At 58.5% G+C, this 18,118-nt stretch carries 16 protein-coding genes and 3 pseudogenes; 12 read left to right on the plus strand and 7 right to left on the minus strand.

Translation table 11 applies throughout. From position 1 onward, the window contains the following. Positions 1–23 precede the first annotated feature (23 nt). The 9 genes and pseudogenes from FIU28_RS05130 to FIU28_RS05170 all read left to right on the plus strand — a co-directional run bounded on the left by FIU28_RS05130 (position 24) and on the right by FIU28_RS05170 (position 8,003). Positions 24–1,196, plus strand: a complete 1,173-nt coding sequence (locus tag FIU28_RS05130) for an OpgC domain-containing protein (protein ID WP_143571953.1) — start codon at positions 24–26, stop codon at positions 1,194–1,196. Beyond that, complete coding sequence (locus tag FIU28_RS05135; protein WP_143571954.1) at positions 1,193–1,798, plus strand: c-type cytochrome; 606 nt, start codon at positions 1,193–1,195, stop codon at positions 1,796–1,798. The genes FIU28_RS05130 and FIU28_RS05135 overlap by 4 nt, the downstream gene beginning before the upstream one ends. A gap of 98 nt (positions 1,799–1,896) precedes the next feature. Then, positions 1,897–3,171, plus strand: a complete 1,275-nt coding sequence (locus FIU28_RS05140) for a type II restriction endonuclease (RefSeq protein ID WP_143571955.1) — start codon at positions 1,897–1,899, stop codon at positions 3,169–3,171. Between the two features lie 42 nt (positions 3,172–3,213). Continuing rightward, positions 3,214–3,987: a COG4705 family protein gene (locus tag FIU28_RS05145; RefSeq protein ID WP_143571956.1), complete on the plus strand. Its 774-nt coding sequence runs from the start codon at positions 3,214–3,216 to the stop codon at positions 3,985–3,987. Positions 3,988–4,181: 194 nt separating this feature from the next. Next, the gene (locus FIU28_RS05150; RefSeq protein ID WP_246660874.1) at positions 4,182–4,436 is read left to right on the plus strand and encodes a hypothetical protein; all 255 of its coding nucleotides are present in this window, start codon (positions 4,182–4,184) and stop codon (positions 4,434–4,436) included. Between the two features lie 468 nt (positions 4,437–4,904). Beyond that, positions 4,905–5,258 (plus strand): hypothetical protein, encoded by a 354-nt coding sequence (locus FIU28_RS05155; RefSeq protein WP_143571957.1) that lies wholly within the window; start codon positions 4,905–4,907, stop codon positions 5,256–5,258. 352 nt (positions 5,259–5,610) lie between these two features. Further along, positions 5,611–6,074: pseudogene (locus tag FIU28_RS05160) on the plus strand (transposase); the annotation flags it as partial. A gap of 285 nt (positions 6,075–6,359) precedes the next feature. Beyond that, a complete protein-coding gene (locus tag FIU28_RS05165) occupies positions 6,360–7,565 on the plus strand; it encodes an MFS transporter (RefSeq protein WP_143571958.1) in 1,206 nt (401 codons plus the stop codon). A gap of 120 nt (positions 7,566–7,685) precedes the next feature. Then, entirely contained in the window at positions 7,686–8,003 is a 318-nt protein-coding gene (locus FIU28_RS05170; RefSeq protein ID WP_143571959.1) for a hypothetical protein, read from the plus strand. Between the two features lie 29 nt (positions 8,004–8,032). Here the strand turns inward: FIU28_RS05170 and tnpC are convergent. The 3 genes and pseudogenes from tnpC to tnpA all read right to left on the minus strand — a co-directional run bounded on the left by tnpC (position 8,033) and on the right by tnpA (position 10,377). Next, positions 8,033–9,574: pseudogene (gene tnpC, locus FIU28_RS05175) on the minus strand (IS66 family transposase). An 81-nt stretch (positions 9,575–9,655) separates the two neighbouring features. Beyond that, on the minus strand, positions 9,656–10,003 hold the full coding sequence (gene tnpB / locus FIU28_RS05180; protein ID WP_143571960.1) for an IS66 family insertion sequence element accessory protein TnpB: 348 nt from the start codon (positions 10,001–10,003) through the stop codon (positions 9,656–9,658). After that, positions 10,000–10,377 (minus strand): IS66-like element accessory protein TnpA, encoded by a 378-nt coding sequence (tnpA, locus tag FIU28_RS05185; RefSeq protein WP_143571961.1) that lies wholly within the window; start codon positions 10,375–10,377, stop codon positions 10,000–10,002. Before tnpA ends, tnpB begins: the two co-directional genes overlap by 4 nt. 113 nt (positions 10,378–10,490) lie before the next feature. Here tnpA and istA point away from each other — a divergent pair, with 113 nt between their 5' ends. From istA to FIU28_RS05200, 3 genes and pseudogenes are all read left to right on the plus strand, one after another. Further along, the gene (gene istA / locus FIU28_RS05190) at positions 10,491–11,990 is read left to right on the plus strand and encodes an IS21 family transposase (protein WP_143571962.1); all 1,500 of its coding nucleotides are present in this window, start codon (positions 10,491–10,493) and stop codon (positions 11,988–11,990) included. Continuing rightward, positions 11,987–12,781: an IS21-like element helper ATPase IstB gene (istB, locus tag FIU28_RS05195; protein WP_143571963.1), complete on the plus strand. Its 795-nt coding sequence runs from the start codon at positions 11,987–11,989 to the stop codon at positions 12,779–12,781. The genes istA and istB overlap by 4 nt, the downstream gene beginning before the upstream one ends. 195 nt (positions 12,782–12,976) lie before the next feature. Next, positions 12,977–13,660, plus strand: a pseudogene (locus FIU28_RS05200) (IS3 family transposase); the annotation flags it as partial. Positions 13,661–15,179: 1,519 nt separating this feature from the next. Here FIU28_RS05200 and FIU28_RS26290 read toward each other — a convergent pair. The 4 genes from FIU28_RS26290 to FIU28_RS05215 all read right to left on the minus strand — a co-directional run bounded on the left by FIU28_RS26290 (position 15,180) and on the right by FIU28_RS05215 (position 17,986). Then, positions 15,180–15,326: a hypothetical protein gene (locus tag FIU28_RS26290; RefSeq protein WP_168202866.1), complete on the minus strand. Its 147-nt coding sequence runs from the start codon at positions 15,324–15,326 to the stop codon at positions 15,180–15,182. A 211-nt stretch (positions 15,327–15,537) separates the two neighbouring features. After that, complete coding sequence (locus tag FIU28_RS05205) at positions 15,538–16,065, minus strand: hypothetical protein (RefSeq protein WP_143571964.1); 528 nt, start codon at positions 16,063–16,065, stop codon at positions 15,538–15,540. Positions 16,066–16,094: 29 nt separating this feature from the next. Next, positions 16,095–17,303, minus strand: coding sequence for a hypothetical protein (locus FIU28_RS27430; protein ID WP_246660875.1), 1,209 nt, complete (start codon positions 17,301–17,303; stop codon positions 16,095–16,097). A gap of 143 nt (positions 17,304–17,446) precedes the next feature. After that, positions 17,447–17,986 (minus strand): hypothetical protein, encoded by a 540-nt coding sequence (locus tag FIU28_RS05215; protein WP_143571965.1) that lies wholly within the window; start codon positions 17,984–17,986, stop codon positions 17,447–17,449. Positions 17,987–18,118 lie beyond the last annotated feature (132 nt).

Below are 18,118 nucleotides of genomic sequence, written 5' to 3' on the forward strand. Positions count from 1 at the left end.
AACTCCGGAACCGGTTGGTACCGATGAAGAATGAAGCTCCGCCGACGCCTTCGCCGGGACGCGATCTGCGTCTCGACCTGTTCCGAGGTCTCGCGAACTGGGCGATCTTTCTCGATCACATTCCGAACAACGCCGTGGCGTGGCTGACGACGAGAAACTACGGATTCAGCGACGCCGCGGACATCTTCGTGTTCATTTCCGGATACACGGCGGCGTTCGTTTACGCGCGGCGGATGGCGCTGCAAGGTATTCTTGCCGGAACGGCGCTGCTCCTCCGCCGCGTCTGGCAACTTTACGTCGCGCACATCCTGCTGTTCGTATTCTACGCGGTGGCGATCGGCTACGTCGCGCAGCGCGGCCACTCCCATCTTCTGGACGAATTCAACGTCGCCGGACTGATCGAGCAGCCGGTCGCTACACTTTCTCAGGGGCTTCTGCTGAAGTTCAAGCCGCTGAATCTCGACGTGCTGCCGCTGTACATCGTGATCATGGCCGGCTTTCCGCCGCTGCTGATCCTCATGCGGCGAGCGCCGGACTTGGCATTGGGGGCTTCCGTCATCGTCTACTTGTCCGCTCGTTTCTACGACTGGAACTTCTCGGCGTACCCGTCCGGCGGCTGGTACTTCAATCCCTTCGCCTGGCAGCTTCTCTTCACGATGGGTGCATGGGCGGCGCTGGGCGGTCGGACGCGGGTGCAGACCCTCACACGATCGCGGACAGTCCTTGTTGCAAGCATCGTCTTCGTGGTCTTCGCTTTCGTCGTCACGATTGCCGTCCGGATCGGCACTACCAGTTTTCTGTCCGCGGATTTGATCGACGTGTTCGATCCGAACGACAAGACCAATCTGGCGCCGTACCGCGTCATCCATCTGCTGGCTCTTGCGGTCATCGTGGTGCGGCTTTTCCCTAAAGACTCGTCCGTTCTGCACTCTGCGTTGCTGAAGCCGGCGATCGTGTGCGGAAAGCGGTCGCTCGAGGTCTTTTGCGTCGGGATATTCCTTTCATTCATCGGCCACTTCATCCTCGAGATGTATTCGAACGCCCTCGTCACGCAGATCGCCTTGAGCACGATGGGCATCTCGTTGATGACCGCCATAGCGTTCTACCGGACGTGGTCACGGACGCTGGATGCGCCGTCGGCGATCACGATACGTCCCGCGGCCGATCGCCGGGCGCAGCAGGAAGCGGTCACATGAGACGTTGGGTCACGGGCATCGTCGCCATATCGATCGGTCTAGGTGGGGTGGCACTGTACTTCGGCGCCGGCGCCTACGACATGGGAGCCGATGCGCCGCACTGGGACGTCACCCGCAGGGTCATCGAGACGATCCGCGACCGCTCGATCGCCGCGCACTCGAGGAACATCGATCTGCCCGAGCTTCAGGACGAGCAGCGTGTGTCTAAGGGAGCGGGGCAGTATGCGGCCATGTGCGTGAACTGCCATTTGGCGCCGGGCATCAAGGACTCCGAGATCCGGCCGGGCCTCTACCCGCAGCCACCGAACCTGTCCGAACAGCGCATCGATCCGAAGCGGGCGTTCTGGGTTGTGAAGCACGGGCTGAAGATGAGCGGTATGCCGGCCTGGGGCGTCGGCCACGACGACGACACCATCTGGAGCATCGTCGCCTTCGTGACACGGCTTCCGGGCCTCTCGGCGGACCACTACAAGGAGATGGTGGCCAATGCTCCTCCGGACGAAGAGATGGGCGACATGAAAATGGACGGCGATAAGGATTCGCGAACCGACGGAAAGGGGGCCGCGGGAAATAGCGGCTCCAAGCCCGGTCATCCGCACTGACGGTCCGGTCGATGGCTGGATGCATGCATTCGCTTGTGGGAGAACGGGACGATGGCGCAGCGTCGACGCCGTCTCGACGACAAGAAGGACAGGGCGGGATGTTGTCTAGCGAGGCCTCCGGGCGACTGAGATACTCAATCGAGGCCTGGAGGGAAGATCCGGGCGCCACGTACCGGTCCTGGTTCCTTTGGGAGGAGCGGCTCAAGAACTTCCGGTCCATCCGCCGCGGCATCGAGCAGGTCGTGCGGCAGATCGAAGACGGCACGTTTGGCAACGTCTACAAGGGATCTTCCCTCGAAGTCGCGGTGAAGTCCGTCGCCGAGCAGCGTCAGATTTTCAAGGGTGCCGACCACGCGTTCCTCTGGAAGCCGAAGCTTCGGATACCCGACATCTACGAAGATGCCGGAAATCAGCTGGCCTTCGGGCGCTTCCTCGACACGTGCGCCTGCTGTTCGACCGAAGAACAGGTGCTCGCCGCCATCGTGGCGCTGGACGGCCGCAAGATCAAGGGCCTGGGTCCGGCAGCGGCGAACTTGCTGTATTTTCTGCATCCCACGATCGCAGCGCCGTTCAACACGACGATCGTGAAGGGATACAACGCCGTCACCGGATCCCGAGTGAAGCTGGGTAGCTGGCCCGACTACCTGGCGATGCGGGCCGGCGTGCTGCGGCTCAACGCCCAGCATCGCGACCTTCTTTCGAACGATCTGGGCGCGGTCGCGGGCTTCCTGTTCGACGTCGGCACGGGCCGTTATCCGGCCCCTCCGCTTGAAGGCGCCGACGGCATCTCAGCTTGGGAACGCGACCTCGCTGAGGTGCGCGAAAAGGCGGCCGCCCAAACGCCGGGCCGCGAGACGGAAACCGATCGGACCCATACCGACATGCAGGGTCTCCTGCGCGATATCGGTCTTGGATTGGGATACGACGTCTGGATCGCATCCAACGACCGCAACCGTGCTTATGGCGGAGGGCGGCTGTCGGACGGATGCGCCGGAGATCTCCGTCCGTTCGACGGATCGGCGGGGATCGATGCCGTAAGGCTCATTGACGTGCTCTGGCTGGACAAGAGGGATGGAGCGATCCACGCCGCATTCGAGGTCGAGCATACCACTTCGATCTACTCCGGAATCGTCAGAATGCTCGATCTCGCGCTCGGTCCTTGCGGCAACCTGCTCAAGGGCATCTTTCTGGTAGCGCCGGACGGCCGCGAAGCCGATGTCCGGGCGCAGATGGCCAGACCGGCCTTCGCCGCGGTCGTCGATCTCGACGTCCGATATCTCGCCTACGGCGAGCTCGAACGGCATCGGGAGTCGATCATCCGTTTCGGGGAGGGTCTGAAGGCGGTCAGGTCGGTTTCGAAGGCGCTCCCCTGAGCGTCCGGAGACGAACAGATTTACATGCAGAGGAAGCCATTTATGACGGAAGCCAAAGAGACCGACATGTCCAAGGTACCCGCCGTCACGCTGGGTTTCTGGGTGATCAAGATCGCGGCGACGACGTTGGGCGAGACCGCAGGCGACGCGGTCACGATGTCGATGAACCTGGGCTACGCGATAGGCAGCGCGATTTTCGTGGGGCTCTTCATCTTCGCCGTGGTCGCGCAGATCTCGGCACGGAAATTCCACCCGCTTCTGTACTGGGCGGTCATCGTCGCCACAACGACTGCGGGCACGACCCTCGCGGATTTCGCCGACCGCTCGTTGGAGATCGGCTACGCGGGCGGCGCATCCATTCTGTTCGTGCTCCTCATGGTGACGCTTGCCACGTGGTATTGGTCGGCCGGATCCGTGGCCGTCGACACGGTGGCGTCGCCCAGGATCGAGTCTTACTACTGGGCGGCGATCCTTTTCTCGCAGACATTAGGCACCGCGCTCGGCGATTGGATGGCCGACGACACGGGGCTGGGGTACGAAAAGGGAGCGCTGGTATTCGGTGCCGGCCTGGCGGCCGTCGCCGCGACGTATTTCTGGACGAACACCTCCCGAACTCTGCTATTTTGGAGCGCGTTCATCCTCACCAGGCCCCTGGGCGCCACGGTAGGCGACCTGCTCGACAAGCCGGTCGCGGACGGAGGCATGGCGTTCGGACGCTTCACAGCCTCAGCCGTTCTTCTAGTGTTCATGCTGGTCTGCATCGTCCTATTTCCGCAAAAGGCGGGTAGCCATCCAAGCGGTAGGACGTCGGAGTGAAGCCGTGAAGCACATCGTTGACGGCTTGCTCATCTCAACGGATCCAATCGGAAGCGACTCTGATCGTCGGTGAGACGCAATGCTGCGTACGTCGTGATCAGACCTGGCAATAACAGGACGCAGTCTTGATTTGAGTCAATCGGTTATAGGAAATTCCGGAATATACCTACTGCATCCAAACAAGGAGAATGTAGATGCTTACCGGAAAAATGATTGTAACGCTCATCGCACTGCAGTTCGTCACCGCCCCGCTGATGGCACAAGCCGCTTCGGACGATGCCAATGCTCATCACTACGAAGGCGGTCCTAAAACGGTCGTGCCGCACATGATGAAGCATCCGGTGTCACAGGACAAAGCTGCGCCGCAGGTTACCGCTCCGACCACTAACGGCCATCACTACAGCGGCGGCCCAAAAACAGAAAATCATCACATGGGCGACAAGAAATAGATGTCCACCCCGACCGCGTAAACGATTCCACGGGGCGAGCTCATGCGTTCCTCGCTATGGGCGCCCCAATGAACCGATTTGCTTTCGTCAGCGATTCGGGGATTCCGGCCGTACAGGGCTGCTTTATCGCAGCTCGCAACGATGTCGCTTTCGGGACGGTTGTTTGTGATTCAAGAGTCCGGAAGAAAGTCAGGTTATCGCTACAGTTTATGCGGCAACTCCGCTTTTGAACTAATCAGCAGATTTACGGGACCGGAGATCTGCCGCCGTGGGGTGGCGACTTCGTCGGAACCTTCTAGGGTTTCGAAGAAGTGAAGTGCGTCACATTCTCAGTACGACTTAAGAGATTGACTGGCGATGCTCTCGAAAACGGTCTGGTGCAGCTTCCGAAATCGCTCTGATTCTGCATAAAGGGCTACGGAAAACATGGTTATTCGCAAATATCCGGGTCGGAGTTAGGGTTCCGTCATGAATCGTCGCCTTATCCGTCTAACGCTCGCGGTCTTCGTAATCGTTGGGCTGACGTTGGCGCCGCTGGTAACGCCTGCGGCGGCGAACCGGGTGGCCGCTGCGGAAATGACCGACATGTCGGCCATGTCCGGGGACACTCCGTGTTGTTCGGTCGGACACCCGACCGACGACTGCAAGGATTGCCCGCTCATGGCGAGGTGCATGCTCACGGTCGCACAGGCGGAGCCGGCGTCCGACGCCGCCGTCCAGACTTCCTTCCAGGCTCGGCGGTTATCGTTCGCGCTCTACGACGTGGCGGCCGACGGCCTCGTCGGTGTCCCTCCGGACCATCCCCCTCGAATCTCGATCTGATCGGCGTCGACACGCCGTCTGCCACTGCGTCGGCCAGAGGCCGCGCGGATAAACGCATGCCGCCTTCGCGGTACATCAGGACATCGAGGATTTCACAATGAAGAGCTACAATTCCACGCGCGCCCTCCGGGCAGCGGCGATCGGCATTGCCGTGGCTGTTGCGGGTACGACGGCCCGAGCCGACGTCAAGGACTACGAATTCCAACTGGAAGAATAACCAGTGACATTGCTTTCTGCACGGGTTCCCTCCAATTTCTTTTTGAGTTTAATTTACTTCCACCGCCACAACGTGACCTGCCCGGGCTTTTTTGGACCAAGCTTTGTGAGAAACTGAACTTGGAAAGGAGCTTTGATGATGCCGAAGAAAAGGTTTAAGGCGGAGCAGATCGTGGTGCTCTTGCGCCAGATCGAAGTGTTGATGTCGCAGGGCAAAGCGGCGCCGGTTGCCTGTCGCGAAGCGGGCATTTCGCAGCAGAGTTACTATCGCTGGCGCAAAGAGTACGGCGGCCTCGAACTCTATCAGGCGAAGCGGATGAAGGACCTGGAGCGGGAGAACGTCCGCCTCAAACGCCTGGTCGCGGATCTGTCGCTTGAGAAACAGGTGCTCAAGGACGTTGCCTCGGGAAACTTGTAAGCCCCGAACGGCACCGGCAGGCAGTAGAGGGCATTCGAGGGAAGTATGGTCTCTCGGAGAGCCAGGCCTGCCGGATCGTCGGTCAACCGCGCGGGACCCAGCGCTACACCACGATCGTCCGGGCTGATGAGGATGCGCTGACGAGAGCGATTATCTCTCTGGCATCCCAATACGGACGATATGTAAGCGTACGGCCTGACCCGCCTGCCACGACGGATGTTCTTGGCGCATAGTTGTTGCTGAAGTCCAGGATCGTGTCCACGAGCTGCCATCGTGGATACCATATCGAGACAAATTTCCTTTACCCTGTCGGCCCACGGGGCGACGAACAGTACGCGTATGCTTTGAGTGCACATCCACAATGTGCCGCTGGACACCCCCATCATCGCAGCGACAGGATCCACATCCTTGTGAATGCGACCAAGATCGCTCATGCTCTCGTGATACGCTTGAAAGGGTGACGAGCAATGAGCGAAACTAAGAACAGATCATGGCTGGACATTCCACGCGGAATTTGGGCGCTCGGGTTCGTCAGCATGTTCATGGACATCTCGTCAGAGATGATCCACGCGCTGTTCCCGCTCTATCTGGTCACCGTCCTTGGTGCTTCGATGGTGACAGTTGGCTTCATTGAAGGCATCGCCGAAGCGACGGCAATGATCACCAAAGTGTTCTCCGGCGCGATTTCGGACTGGCTCGGTCGCCGCAAGTTGCTTGTCGTCATCGGTTATGGCCTGGCAGCTTTTACGAAGCCAGTGTTCCCTTTGGCGTCAAGTATCGGGTGGTTTGTGGGCGCGCGGTTAGTTGACCGCATCGGCAAAGGTATCCGTGGTGCGCCGCGTGATGCCCTTATCGCCGACATCGCACCTGAACACATCCGCGGAGCAAGCTTTGGCCTTCGGCAGTCGCTCGATACGGTCGGCGCATTTGTCGGGCCACTACTGGTGATCGGCCTGATGCTTCTGACCATGAACAATTTCAAGCTGGTGTTCTGGATTGCTGTCATTCCCGCGTTCATTGCGTTCGCGCTTTTAGTGTACGGCGTCGAGGAACCGAAGAAGTCAACGACGGTCAAAGATACAAAACCTCGCATGCAACTGAGCGACGTCAAGCGCCTCACTGCGCCGTTCTGGGTGGTTGTTGGGATTGCCGCCATCTTCACGCTTGGGCGTTTTAGTGAAGCGTTCCTCATTTTGAAGGCGCAGAATGTCGGCATGCCGATTGCGATCGTACCAGCCATCATGGTCGTGATGAATGTCGTCTACGCCGTGGTGTCTTATCCGGCAGGCGTTCTTTCCGACCGAATCGGGAGGAATGGAATTATATTTGTGGGAATAGCGATGCTGGTCGTCGCCGACCTTATTCTCGCATTCGGGACAACGGTGCCCGTGGTACTGGTTGGCGTAGTGTTCTGGGGTTTGCATATGGGTCTTACCCAAGGCCTGCTTGCCACGCTCGTTGCCGACACGGCTCCACCAGACCTCCGTGGCACGGCCTTTGGTATGTTCAATCTAGCGAGCGGCGTCGCCATGCTGGCTGCCAGCGTAATTGCTGGAGGGCTTTGGGATGTTTACGGCCCACGCATGACGTTTTTCGCAGGCGCAGCTTTCACCGCAATTGCGTTAGTTGGCCTTTTGATTGTGTGGAGCCGGAAAACAGTCGTCGCAACGTGATAGTACGCGAGAAACAGGTGTCATGCTCATTGCGATAACGTTTCTATAATTAGTCTTTGTTTTGCAAAAGCTGGTCATGTCTCTTCGATAAGAACGCTTTTATTATTCTGAGTTTATTGCATGACATCTCGCCAGTTTCATCGCTGGGCAGGCTTAGCTGCTGCCCTGTTGTTCTTCTTCGTATCCACCACTGGGGTTGTGCTTCAATGCCAGAAAATTCTCGGTGAAGAAGATGTCAATAAGGAAGAGATGGAGCAAACTGCTTCATCGCAGAAATTGACGACGCCATTGGCTTCCACATTTGACGCTGCCCGTGCTACGATTGCAACACGTTATAGCGATGCCTTTGTGGCATCGGTCAACTGGCAGTTCAAAGGCGAGCCGCCCCTCATCGTCTTCCACCTCGATAGCCCAACCAATCGTAACCGTCCGGTCTAGGCGCTCTGACGTAATGGACGTTGAGTCTGTTACGCTGCCTTTGCAGCGTAACACCAGGGCAGCAGCTCGTCGAGCCTGGTAATCTTGTGGTCAGCGATGCGGCCAAGAATGTCCGTGAGCCAGGCCTGGGGATCGACACCGTTGAGTTTGGCGGTTTCGATCAAGGTGTAGGCAATGGCTGCGGCCTTGCCGCCGCCTTCGGTGCCCATGAAGAGGTAGTTCTTTCTGCCCAGGGCAATAGGGCGCATGGAGCGCTCGGCCGTGTTATTATCAATCTCCAGAAAACCGTGGTCGAGATAGGACCGCAGACGCTTGATCCGGGTCAGAGCATAGCGGATGGCCGCCGCCAGTGGCGTCTTGCCAGAGATTTTCGGCAATTGCTGGCTGAGCCATGCCTCAAGGTTATTAAGGATCGGCTTTGCTTTTTGCTGGCGGATTGATTGGCGGATATCGGGCGGTTGACCCCGCACCTCTTTCTCGACGGCATAAAGTCCGGCAATGCGTTTGATGGCCTCTTCGGCAATGACAGAACCTTGGGATTGATGGACATCGACAAACTTGCGGCGGATATGCGCCATGCAGGCGGCCTCCCTGATCCGGCCGCTGCGATAGAGTTCTTTAAACCCGGCATAGCCATCGGCATGCATCCAGCCCTTGTAAGTGCTGAGGTGACCCTGCGGACGTCCGGCCTTTCGGTCGCTGGAGAACTGATACCAGGCTGCCGCAGGGGACGGGCCCGCCCAGGGACGTTCATCGCGGGCATAGACCTAGAGGCGCGCAGTTTTTGTACCACCTGCGCCCGGGCTCAGCACTTTGACGGGTGTATCATCAGCGAAAATGGCGCAACCCTGCCGGACATGGCGGCCAATGGCATCCGCCAGAGGTTCAAGCAGGGCCGTTGCATGGCCAACCCAGCCGGTCAGGGTGGAGCGTTCCAGATCGATCCCGTCACGGCCAAAAATCTGGCTCTGGCGGTAAAGCGGCAAATGATCGTCGTATTTGCTGACCATAACATGGTCGAGCAAACCCGGACCGGGACGGCCCCGTTCAATCGGTCTTGATGGCAAAGGCGCTTACTGGATCTTCTCGCAACAGGCGCAGGCCATGCGCGGGCGGACAATGCGATTGACCACAAAGCGACCGGGAACATATTCAAGTTCTTCCGTAACATCTTCGCCAAGACGCTTCAACCTGCCGCCGCAGGCACGGCAAGCATCACCGGGAGAAAGCACAGTCTCGTTGCGCGGCAGATGTTCCGGCAGCGCCCTGCGCTTGGGCTGCTCTTTTGGCGTGTCTGACGAAGGATCATGGCTGACAGCTGTCTTCGCTGCGCGCGCAATCTCTTCATCTTCCAGGGTCAGTTCGAGCCGATCGAGGCTTTCGGAGGTTGATCCAAACTGGTGGCGGCGCAGACCGGCGAGTTGATGCTTCAACTTCTCGATGAAAATGTTCTGGCTGTGAAGTTCGGCTTTGACGCCCGCAATCTCTGCGTCTCTTTCGGCAAGCAGCGCGCGAAGGGCAGCAGTGTCAATCTGCTTGTTCTGTGAGCTGTTTGCAGGACTGAGCTTCATCATCAATTGTCTAGCAAATTATGCGATTCATGGGAATCCATGACGTGTATATTACCTCTGCTTTTTATTGACTTTATTGCGTCATCCAACCGTCAGTGGCTGCCACGTCCTCTGCGGTGTCCGCCAATCAATCCCCTCAAGCAACATTGCCAGTTGCGCCGCCGACATCGACACCTTCCCGCCTTTTGCAGACGGCCAAACAAACCGGCCGCGCTCCAGACGCTTGGAGAACAAGCATGCCCCCTGTTGATCCCACCAAATGATCTTCAAGAGATCACCACCTCGCCCCCGGAAGACGAACATGTGGCCGCAGAATGGATCTTCGGCCAGCGAACCCTGCACCTGCGCTGCCAATGTGTGGAATCCAGGCCGCATGTCCGTCGCGCCAGCAGCCAGCCAAACGCGCGTATTGCTGGGGACCGGGATCACGCCATCAGACCCTTGATCAGCCGTGCAAGCTCACTTCCATCGAACTCGCCATCAACCTTCAGCCGAAGGCCATCGGGCAAGATTATCTCAAATCGTCCAGCCCCGCCCGAACATGTCGTTGCCGGAGGTTCTGCCAACGACACTGTGTCGGCAGAGGCATTTGCCTCGATCTCGACCGACAAAAACGTCTGTGTATCCTCAACAACGTTGTCAGGTGCATAACGTGGATCGTTCAGCCATTTGAAAATCAGGTTCGCGCTCATCGCATACCGCCGTGCGACCTGCGCCACGAAAATCCCGGCTGTCTTGCTCTGACAGCAAATCGAACGCTTTTCTTCGTCGCTCCAATGCCGGTGCTTGCGAGGCCGGGCCATGAATGTAAAAGCCGGAGCAATACTGCCTCACTGAAGCGGCCGATTTGCTTGGCTGCGCCGGAGTAAAACTGCGGCAGTTAGAGTTCTTTGTCAGGAACGGCAGGGGACGGGGGATGAAGACAGTGGAGCTTTACGCGCGGGTCCGGCACGCCGTTCTGATCGAGGGGATCAGCGAGCGCGCTGCGGCAGACCGGTTCGGCATCAACGCCAGGACGGTCTCGAAGATGCTGAAGTTCTCGGTGCCGCCCGGGTACGTGCGCAGGAAGCCGCCGTTGCGGCCGAAGCTCGACGAGTTCAGCGGTGTTATTGATGCGATTCTGGCGACCGACAAGGACCGGCCGAAGAAGCAGCGGCATACCTCGAAGCGGATCTTCGAGCGGCTCCGCGACGAGCACGGGTTTACGGGCAAGACCACGATCGTGAAGGACTACGTTGCCGGCTGGCGGCAGCGGACGCAGGAGATGTTCGTGCCGCTTGCGCATCCGCCGGGGCATGCCCAGGCCGACTTCGGCGAAGCGATCGGCGTCATCGGCGGCGTCGAGTGCAAGATCCACTTCTTCGCGATGGACTTGCCGCACTCCGACGCGATCTTCGTGGTGGGCTATCCGGCGGAGACGACGGAAGCGTTCTGCGACGGGCACGTGCGAGCATTCGCGTTCTTCGACGGGGTGCCGCAGTCGATCCTCTATGACAACACCAGGATCGCGGTTGCCCGCATTCTCGGCGATGGCAAGCGTCAGCGCACGCGCGTGTTCAGCGAGCTGCAATCGCATTACCTGTTCACGGATCGGTTTGGCCGCCCTGGCAAGGGTAACGACAAGGGCAAGGTCGAGGGGCTTGTGGGGTATGCGCGGCGGAACTTCCTGGTGCCGATCCCCGTGTTCGCTGACTTCGAGGCCTTGAACGGGCATCTTCTGGAGGGGTGCCGGAGGCGCCTTGCGGAACGGCTGCGCGGCCATGACGGCACGATTGGCGAGCGGCTGCAGCACGATCTCGCCGCGTTCCAGAAGCCGCTGCCGGCACCCTACGACGCTTGCGACAAGAAGCCGGGCAGCGTCAACTCGCTCTCGCTGGTGCGCTATCGGCTGAATGACTACTCGGTGCCGACGGCCTATGGGCACCAGAAGGTTCTGGTCCGTGGCTACGTGCACGAGGTCATCATCGCCTGCGGAGCCGAGGTGATTGCGCGCCATCCCCGCTCCTACGCGCGCGAGGACTTCGTGTTCAATCCGCTGCATTACCTGGCGCTCATCGAGCAGAAAACCAATGCGCTCGACCAGGCAGCCCCGCTCGCCGATTGGAAGTTGCCCGAGGAGTTCGCGACGTTGCGCCGCCTGCTTGAGGCCCGTATGGGCAGGTCCGGCAAGCGCGAGTTTGTGCAGGTGCTGCGGCTGATCGAGGTGTTCAAGGTCGACGACGTGGCCGCCGCTGTGCGCGACGCTATCGCGCGCGGTGCGGTCGGCTTCGATGCCGTGAAGCATCTGGTGCTGTGCCGTATCGAGCGGCGTCCGCCACGCCTCGACATGACGATCTATCCGTATCTGCCCAAAGCGACGGTCGCGACAACATCGGCGCGGTCGTACATGGATCTGTTGGCCGGAGTGGCGACATGACCGACACACCGCAGATCCTGCTCGCCCACCATCTGAAGGCGTTGAAGCTGCCGACGTTCCTGCGAGAGTACGACAAGGTCGCCCGGCTGTGTGCGGCTGAAGGCGTCGACCATCCGCGTTACCTGATGCGGCTGGCCGAGATGGAGATGATTGATCGCGAGCGACGTATGGTGGAGCGCCGGATCAAGGTGGCGCGGTTCCCGACCGTTAAAAGCCTCGACAGCTTCGACTTCCTGGCGTTGCCATCGCTAAACAAGATGTTGGTGCTGGAACTGGCGCGCTCCGACTACGTCGAGCGGCGCGAAAACATCATTGCTGTCGGCAACAGCGGCACGGGCAAGAGCCACATCGCGCTCGGGCTCGGCTTGGCGGCCTGCCAGAAGGGTCTATCGGTTGGCTTCATCACGGCGTCGGCTCTGGTCCACGAACTGCTCGAAGCGCGCGACGAAAAACGGCTACTGCGTCTTCAGCGTCAGCTCGCCGGCTACAAGCTGCTGATCATCGACGAACTCGGCTATGTACCACTCTCTGTGACCGGGGCCGAGCTGCTGTTCGAGGTCTTCAGCCAGCGCTACGAGCGAGGCAGCACGTTGGTCACGAGCAATCTGCCGTTCGACGAGTGGACGTCCGTGTTCGGCTCCGAGCGGCTCACCGGCGCGCTCCTCGACCGCCTCACGCATCACGTCCATATCCTCGAAATGAACGGCGATAGCTTCAGGCTCGCCGACTCCAGACGCCGGTCACGCCGAGCGCGGTCAGAACCGCCGTCGGACGCGGCCCCTCAGGAATGAAACGCGACAAGCAAGAAGGCCCCCGATCGGGGGCCTTCTTGCTTGCGTCCGTGCTGCACTTTTACTCCGGCCAGCCGCTGTAAAATCTCTCCGGCGTTGACACATGAAAGAGTGTTCCTGAGTATTCACTACCAAAGGTGGACACTACGCAATCTCTCCCCCTCGCGGCAGGTCGGCCAGACCGGACGCTTACGACGATATGGCTATCGCCGGATCACATCGCTGCTGGTCACTGCCGGCTGGCAGGTTGGCTGCGACCGGGTTCAGCGGATCTGGCGCCGTGAGGGGCTGAAAGTACCCAGGAGACAGAGGCAACGGGACCGCCTGTGGCTTAACGACGGATCTTGCATCCGCCTGAGGCCGCAGCGTCGCAACCATGTCTGGAGCTACGACTTCGTCGAGGCGCAAACCCACGACGGGCGAAAGCTCCGGCTGATGACCTTAATCGACGAGTTCACCCGGGAATGCCTGGCGATCCGGGTAGCTCGTCGCATCAACAGCTTTGGCGTTATTGAGACGATGGCCAACGTGATGCTAACCAGGGGAGTGCCCGAGCACATCAGATCCGACAACGGCGCGGAGATGACGGCCAAGATCGTGCGTAGCTGGCTTGCAAAGCTCGGGGCGAAAACACTTTACATCGAGCCAGGCAGTCCATGGGAGAACGGCTACTGCGAGTCCTTCAACGGGAAGCTGCGTGATGAGTGCCTGAACGGTGAAATCTTCTACAGCCTGAAGGAAGCCACGGTTGTCATCGAGCAATGGCGCAATCACTACAACACGGTCCGACCGCACTCCTCACTGAACTACCGACCACCTGCACCACAGACATCAGCACCTAACACCTACCATCTAGATCGGAGCGTCCCAATGCAGTAGTCTCTATCCTGCTGGTCCAAAATATCCGTCAGGTCAAACGATTGCGGCGCATTCTCACTATTAATCTCAAGATTGAGCATCCCCTCGTCAAGTCTTTTAAGATTGCCATTACTAGGAAATAACCCAACGCGCACACGAGCGCGTTGCTTTCAGTTTGCCAGCCATTGTGGCGCTACGCGTTCTAGATGGAGTGTTTTATCAGGCTGCGCGCTTTGGACCGGGTGTCTCTCTTCAATCACGCGCCGCTCTCCAAAAGGAGATTTAGGCGTCTTATAAATAGAGGAATGTCATGTCACTCTGAAAACCGATGTCGCTCCGTTCAGTGCGACACCTGCCGATGGCGATACGCTGGCCAGATCACGCGCCGTATTCTGCCAGAAGCTCGGAAGTTTTTTACCGCTGAGATCGACATCTGCGATGCAAGCTTCCGCTCATGGGCGTCCCGCGTCCGGAACGTGGTCGAGTATCAACGCGCACAGCTGATGTGGTGGAACGAAGTGAGCCTTACCGTGTGGCTGGGTCACGACAATCGAGCGCGAGGCATCCTAGTGCTCGGGTGTGTTCAAGAGGCAGAGCTTGTCGAGGCGTTCAAACGCTGGCCAACGACGCTGAGACCCATTGCGCCTGACACTCTTCGCGAGGAGGTGTATCGCGTTCTGCACGCGGACAGGATTGCGGTGGTTCCGAATGGGCGGCGGTATCAATCCATCAGCTTGAGCATCGGACCACGGAGGCTGCAAGCTTTGGGTCCTGTCAAGCATTGCGAGCCGATGGAGCCAGCAATCGAGATTGCCGCTATGCCGTGCATCTTCTAAGTGGCCAAATCGCAGCAGATTTAGGCCCCTTCGGGGGCGCGATGAGGCCACAGTACCTTCTCGAAGCTCTCCCTATCCTCATCTGACGCAAACAGGACAGCAGCTATCTCAACATTTTTGAACTCACAACCACATGATCCTATCCACGCCGCTACATCGGGTGAGCGCTCAACGTACATAAAGAAGAGATCGTCGTTTTTCGTGGGCCAACGCTTAGCGTCAAACCTACACATCAGGAATACCGCGCTGCTCAGATCCTCCAAGAGGTAGCCCTGGAACCGGCTAGGCTCAATGTTGGTTTGGATAAGGTCCAGATTGATCTGCTCGGCTACCTCAAGGGCGTCAGCAGTAGTTATCGGGTAAAGACAGTAGGAAGGTTGCATCCAGTATTTATAATGCAGCACGGTTTTGGGATAGCATCCGACGCGAAATCAGGTTTTTTGGAGAGCGGAACAGCTTGCGTAGTCTTTCTAGAACTTCGCAGCGCTAATCGCCTTCTAAACGCCCGCTGGTGAACGGCTTCATAAGCCTCTCACGCTCGTCGCTGAAAGTTCGTTACGTGACGTAACCGTTCGCGAAGAGCAACCTGCTGATAAAACTAGCAGCGTCAGTGGCGTGCCGATGGCACTTCAGACGACGCGATACGGCCAAGCTATGTAAGGTAGTGCATCGTGACTGCATCAGACATTGCGGCGTGCTAACGCTCAATCGACCCTCATCGGCAACGTCGGAACAGTCCCCGATCCATATTGGCGCTCCAGCATCTCCTTAGCCTTTTGAGCGCTATCAGCTTGGATGGTCACCTTCTGCATACCTGAATTCAGCTTCACCGTGGCGGTATAGGTATTCATGCGTCCGCATCCCCATTTGAATTCTAGCGCTGCGACCAAGCTTGTTTCGGGAGAAAGTCGTGTAACCGACCCAAAGCCCAATTTGGAAAATCACCGTCTTTTTTAAGGTTCTCAATATCACTCGAATGGCGGCGGCGAACATTGCCCAGAACGCGAGCCCAACTACCGAAAACATGATTGCAGGCATGCTTCCATTTGAATCGGTTCGCGATCACCTGGACAGACCTCGCATTCGGAACAGGTGATCAAACGCTGCCTCCTTCCGCTTAAACATCGTTTCAGCCCCAAGCTTCTCGTTCTCCGGCTTGGTGTCGGGGTGGTACGCCTTCCGGAAGGCAGTCCGGGCTGCCCTGACGAGGAAGTCGGGTGCTGATTGATGCAGCCCAACAGTCGCGTGATCAGGATCGGCGGCGGCTTTCGCCCACATGCTCTTTAGGTCCACCAAATCTGCTGGCGAGACCCCTGCGCGCTCAGCCAACGTGGTCGCGGTAGCGTTCAAGATGGCAAACTCGCGTCCTATCGCGCTCATGATCCGCTCGAACTCGTCTGCCCGTGCCCTTTGCTTGTCCAAAGCAACGCTTAGCCGAGCGATAGCCGAGGCAGCGATCTCCGCTTCAGCTTCGCTCTCGCGAATGACGCGGGCAAGCTCTTGCTCTATTGCATCGCGTCGGCACTCGGCCTCCCTGAGCCGTTCTACAAGGCTCTGCTGAGGCAGGGAGAGGGCCGATGGCTGAGCCAAACTTGAACCCCGGGGCATTGGGGGGATGCTCAGGCGGCCTCCTGCCTGGCTTGGAGCCGGTGTCGGGCTCGTCCTGGGGTCGGCCAACCGCTCAGGAGATCGAAGGCGTTGAAAAATTCGGCCAGCGGCTCCAGATCAGCTTGCGGGACCGCCGCCGCGAGCGAGACCACACCAGCGGCCTCCAGCTTCCGGCGCATCTCACCCGCAATGCGCTCATCCGGACGCTCGTTGCCGGGACCCCACATGTCGAACAAAACCCATCGGCCGTCAGAGGTACGTCGCAATTCAGCGACAGCACCCGGCGAGACAACGTAACAGTCTCGGCCGGTTGCCACATGAAGTACCCGTTCGCGAAGACAGTTTCGTAGCTGCATCGACGCCGCTCGAAGGTCGGCCACGCCTAGTACGATGAGGTCGGGATCAGTCAGAGCCGGTGGTGCTGCGAGCGGCCGGTCAAGCCTCCGGAGCCAGGATGCCGCCCAGGTTGACAGCCCAATAACTTGGGGCAACACAGAAACCGACCGCCGCAGTTCCGTAGTGGTGGCGGTCGAGACGGTCGCTCGGATCAGGCGGACCGCCGCGTTCGCCTGCTCAGCGTCGTCCAGGTCAGTCACACGCTCAAATACCCGCTGATGGAGAAGCGCCGAATCGAGAACGAGAGCGATCTCCAGCCGCTCCTCTGTTAGCTTGCCCGGATAATGCCGGATGAGGTCGGCTCGCTCGCGTTCCTCAGGCTCAGCGAAAAGGCGGAAGAGGTCCCGATAAAGCCCGAGCCGACTGAAAGGGTCGGGTCCAACTCGCTTCAGCGTCCCGAGCAAGGCATCAGGAACGCTGTTGTAGATTGCCCTGAGGACTTGAGCAGGCTTCAGAAGAACCAACGACCGGGCCGATTGGGCGAGCGGATCGCGGCACTGGACGCCAGACACCGCTCCGAGAGCCTCTGCAAGGGTCCGAGCGTTGTGCGCCATCTCTGCCACGGCTGCAAACACGGATTGCCGCTTCAGTTCGGATGCCGTCAAGACGTGGCTGTGAAAGTGGGGGGACGCCGTGTCAAGATGATGGACCATTCGGAGCGGCCATCCGGATACAGAACGAGGCTGAAGGGCGGTGAACGTGCCAAGCGTATGAGTTTTCATGCCAGGGATTCTCTCATGAAACCCAGATTGCGCAAGCGTTTGGCAAAATATTTTTGGAACGCCGAATACAGACATAAGGTTATCAGGATCGACAAACGACAAGATGCGCGCCGGCGCTAAGGCCGGATTATCATTCTTGTCGATGTCGATCCTAAATCACCCACGTGTCAGACTCCGTCGCATCAGATTCTAGTGAGATTCGAAAGCGACAGCTAAGATATTATCATAAGCACGGCGACTACTATTCAAGCCTTATACCCTGGGAGGTCCTCCAGTCGGCCGTCTTGCTCTACGATGAGATCACTCGATCCGCGATTGCTAACGACGCCATTCATTTTTAAGAACAGGATCACTTTCTCTAGGGTCGAATTCATTGCCCGAAACGAGAGCTGATAGTAATCGCGATGAAACGTGATGACAAAATCAGCTTGAGGCAGCCCCTGTGCCAAAACCCATCGCCGCAATGATCTATATTCCTCTTTCATCATTGATCCCGCAAATTCTGCCTTCTCGACATTGACCTGCTGAAAAGTGCATGGCGAGACACGTTCGCGGAATTTTTCACTGCGCTTCTGAGCAAGTGCCGCCGCTGTTGTTCGGCATTCCATGAATTCTGGATACTCTTTCATTTGAATGAGATCATCGTTACGCTGCTCGTGCCAGACAGCAAATTCAAAGTTTCCGATGGTCCAGTTGGAAAAACAATGACGATACTCTGTGCCATCCGGCGAAACGGTCAGGAAGTAGTGATAGTGAAATGTGGAATAGGCTTCTTTAATATTCAAGGGAATGCGTCCGTTGTTGGTACCATTCCTTTGTAAGAGATTGTCTATGGGCCCGTCACTATTTAATCACGTAAGCGGGTTGTTAAATTTCTGTCAAAGGACTTAGTGCAGCGAAATGAGCGAAGCATTTGA

Origin of the sequence: Tardiphaga sp. vice154 (assembly GCF_007018645.1) — a bacterium.
In the GTDB taxonomy this organism is placed as follows: Bacteria; Pseudomonadota; Alphaproteobacteria; order Rhizobiales; family Xanthobacteraceae; genus Tardiphaga.

Excerpts from the sequence above, each read along its gene's own strand:
- FIU28_RS05165 (WP_143571958.1), top strand. The coding sequence starts at position 6,360 with ATGAGCGAAACTAAGAACAGATCATGGCTGGACATTCCACGCGGAATT.
- FIU28_RS05135 (WP_143571954.1), top strand. The coding sequence starts at position 1,193 with ATGAGACGTTGGGTCACGGGCATCGTCGCCATATCGATCGGTCTAGGT.
- istA (WP_143571962.1), top strand. The coding sequence starts at position 10,491 with ATGAAGACAGTGGAGCTTTACGCGCGGGTCCGGCACGCCGTTCTGATC.
- FIU28_RS05150 (WP_246660874.1), top strand. The coding sequence starts at position 4,182 with ATGCTTACCGGAAAAATGATTGTAACGCTCATCGCACTGCAGTTCGTC.
- FIU28_RS05145 (WP_143571956.1), top strand. The coding sequence starts at position 3,214 with ATGACGGAAGCCAAAGAGACCGACATGTCCAAGGTACCCGCCGTCACG.
- FIU28_RS26290 (WP_168202866.1), bottom strand. The coding sequence starts at position 15,326 with ATGAATACCTATACCGCCACGGTGAAGCTGAATTCAGGTATGCAGAAG.
- FIU28_RS05140 (WP_143571955.1), top strand. The coding sequence starts at position 1,897 with ATGTTGTCTAGCGAGGCCTCCGGGCGACTGAGATACTCAATCGAGGCC.
- FIU28_RS05130 (WP_143571953.1), top strand. The coding sequence starts at position 24 with ATGAAGAATGAAGCTCCGCCGACGCCTTCGCCGGGACGCGATCTGCGT.
- tnpA (WP_143571961.1), bottom strand. The coding sequence starts at position 10,377 with ATGGCCCGGCCTCGCAAGCACCGGCATTGGAGCGACGAAGAAAAGCGT.
- FIU28_RS05170 (WP_143571959.1), top strand. The coding sequence starts at position 7,686 with ATGACATCTCGCCAGTTTCATCGCTGGGCAGGCTTAGCTGCTGCCCTG.
- istB (WP_143571963.1), top strand. The coding sequence starts at position 11,987 with ATGACCGACACACCGCAGATCCTGCTCGCCCACCATCTGAAGGCGTTG.
- FIU28_RS05155 (WP_143571957.1), top strand. The coding sequence starts at position 4,905 with ATGAATCGTCGCCTTATCCGTCTAACGCTCGCGGTCTTCGTAATCGTT.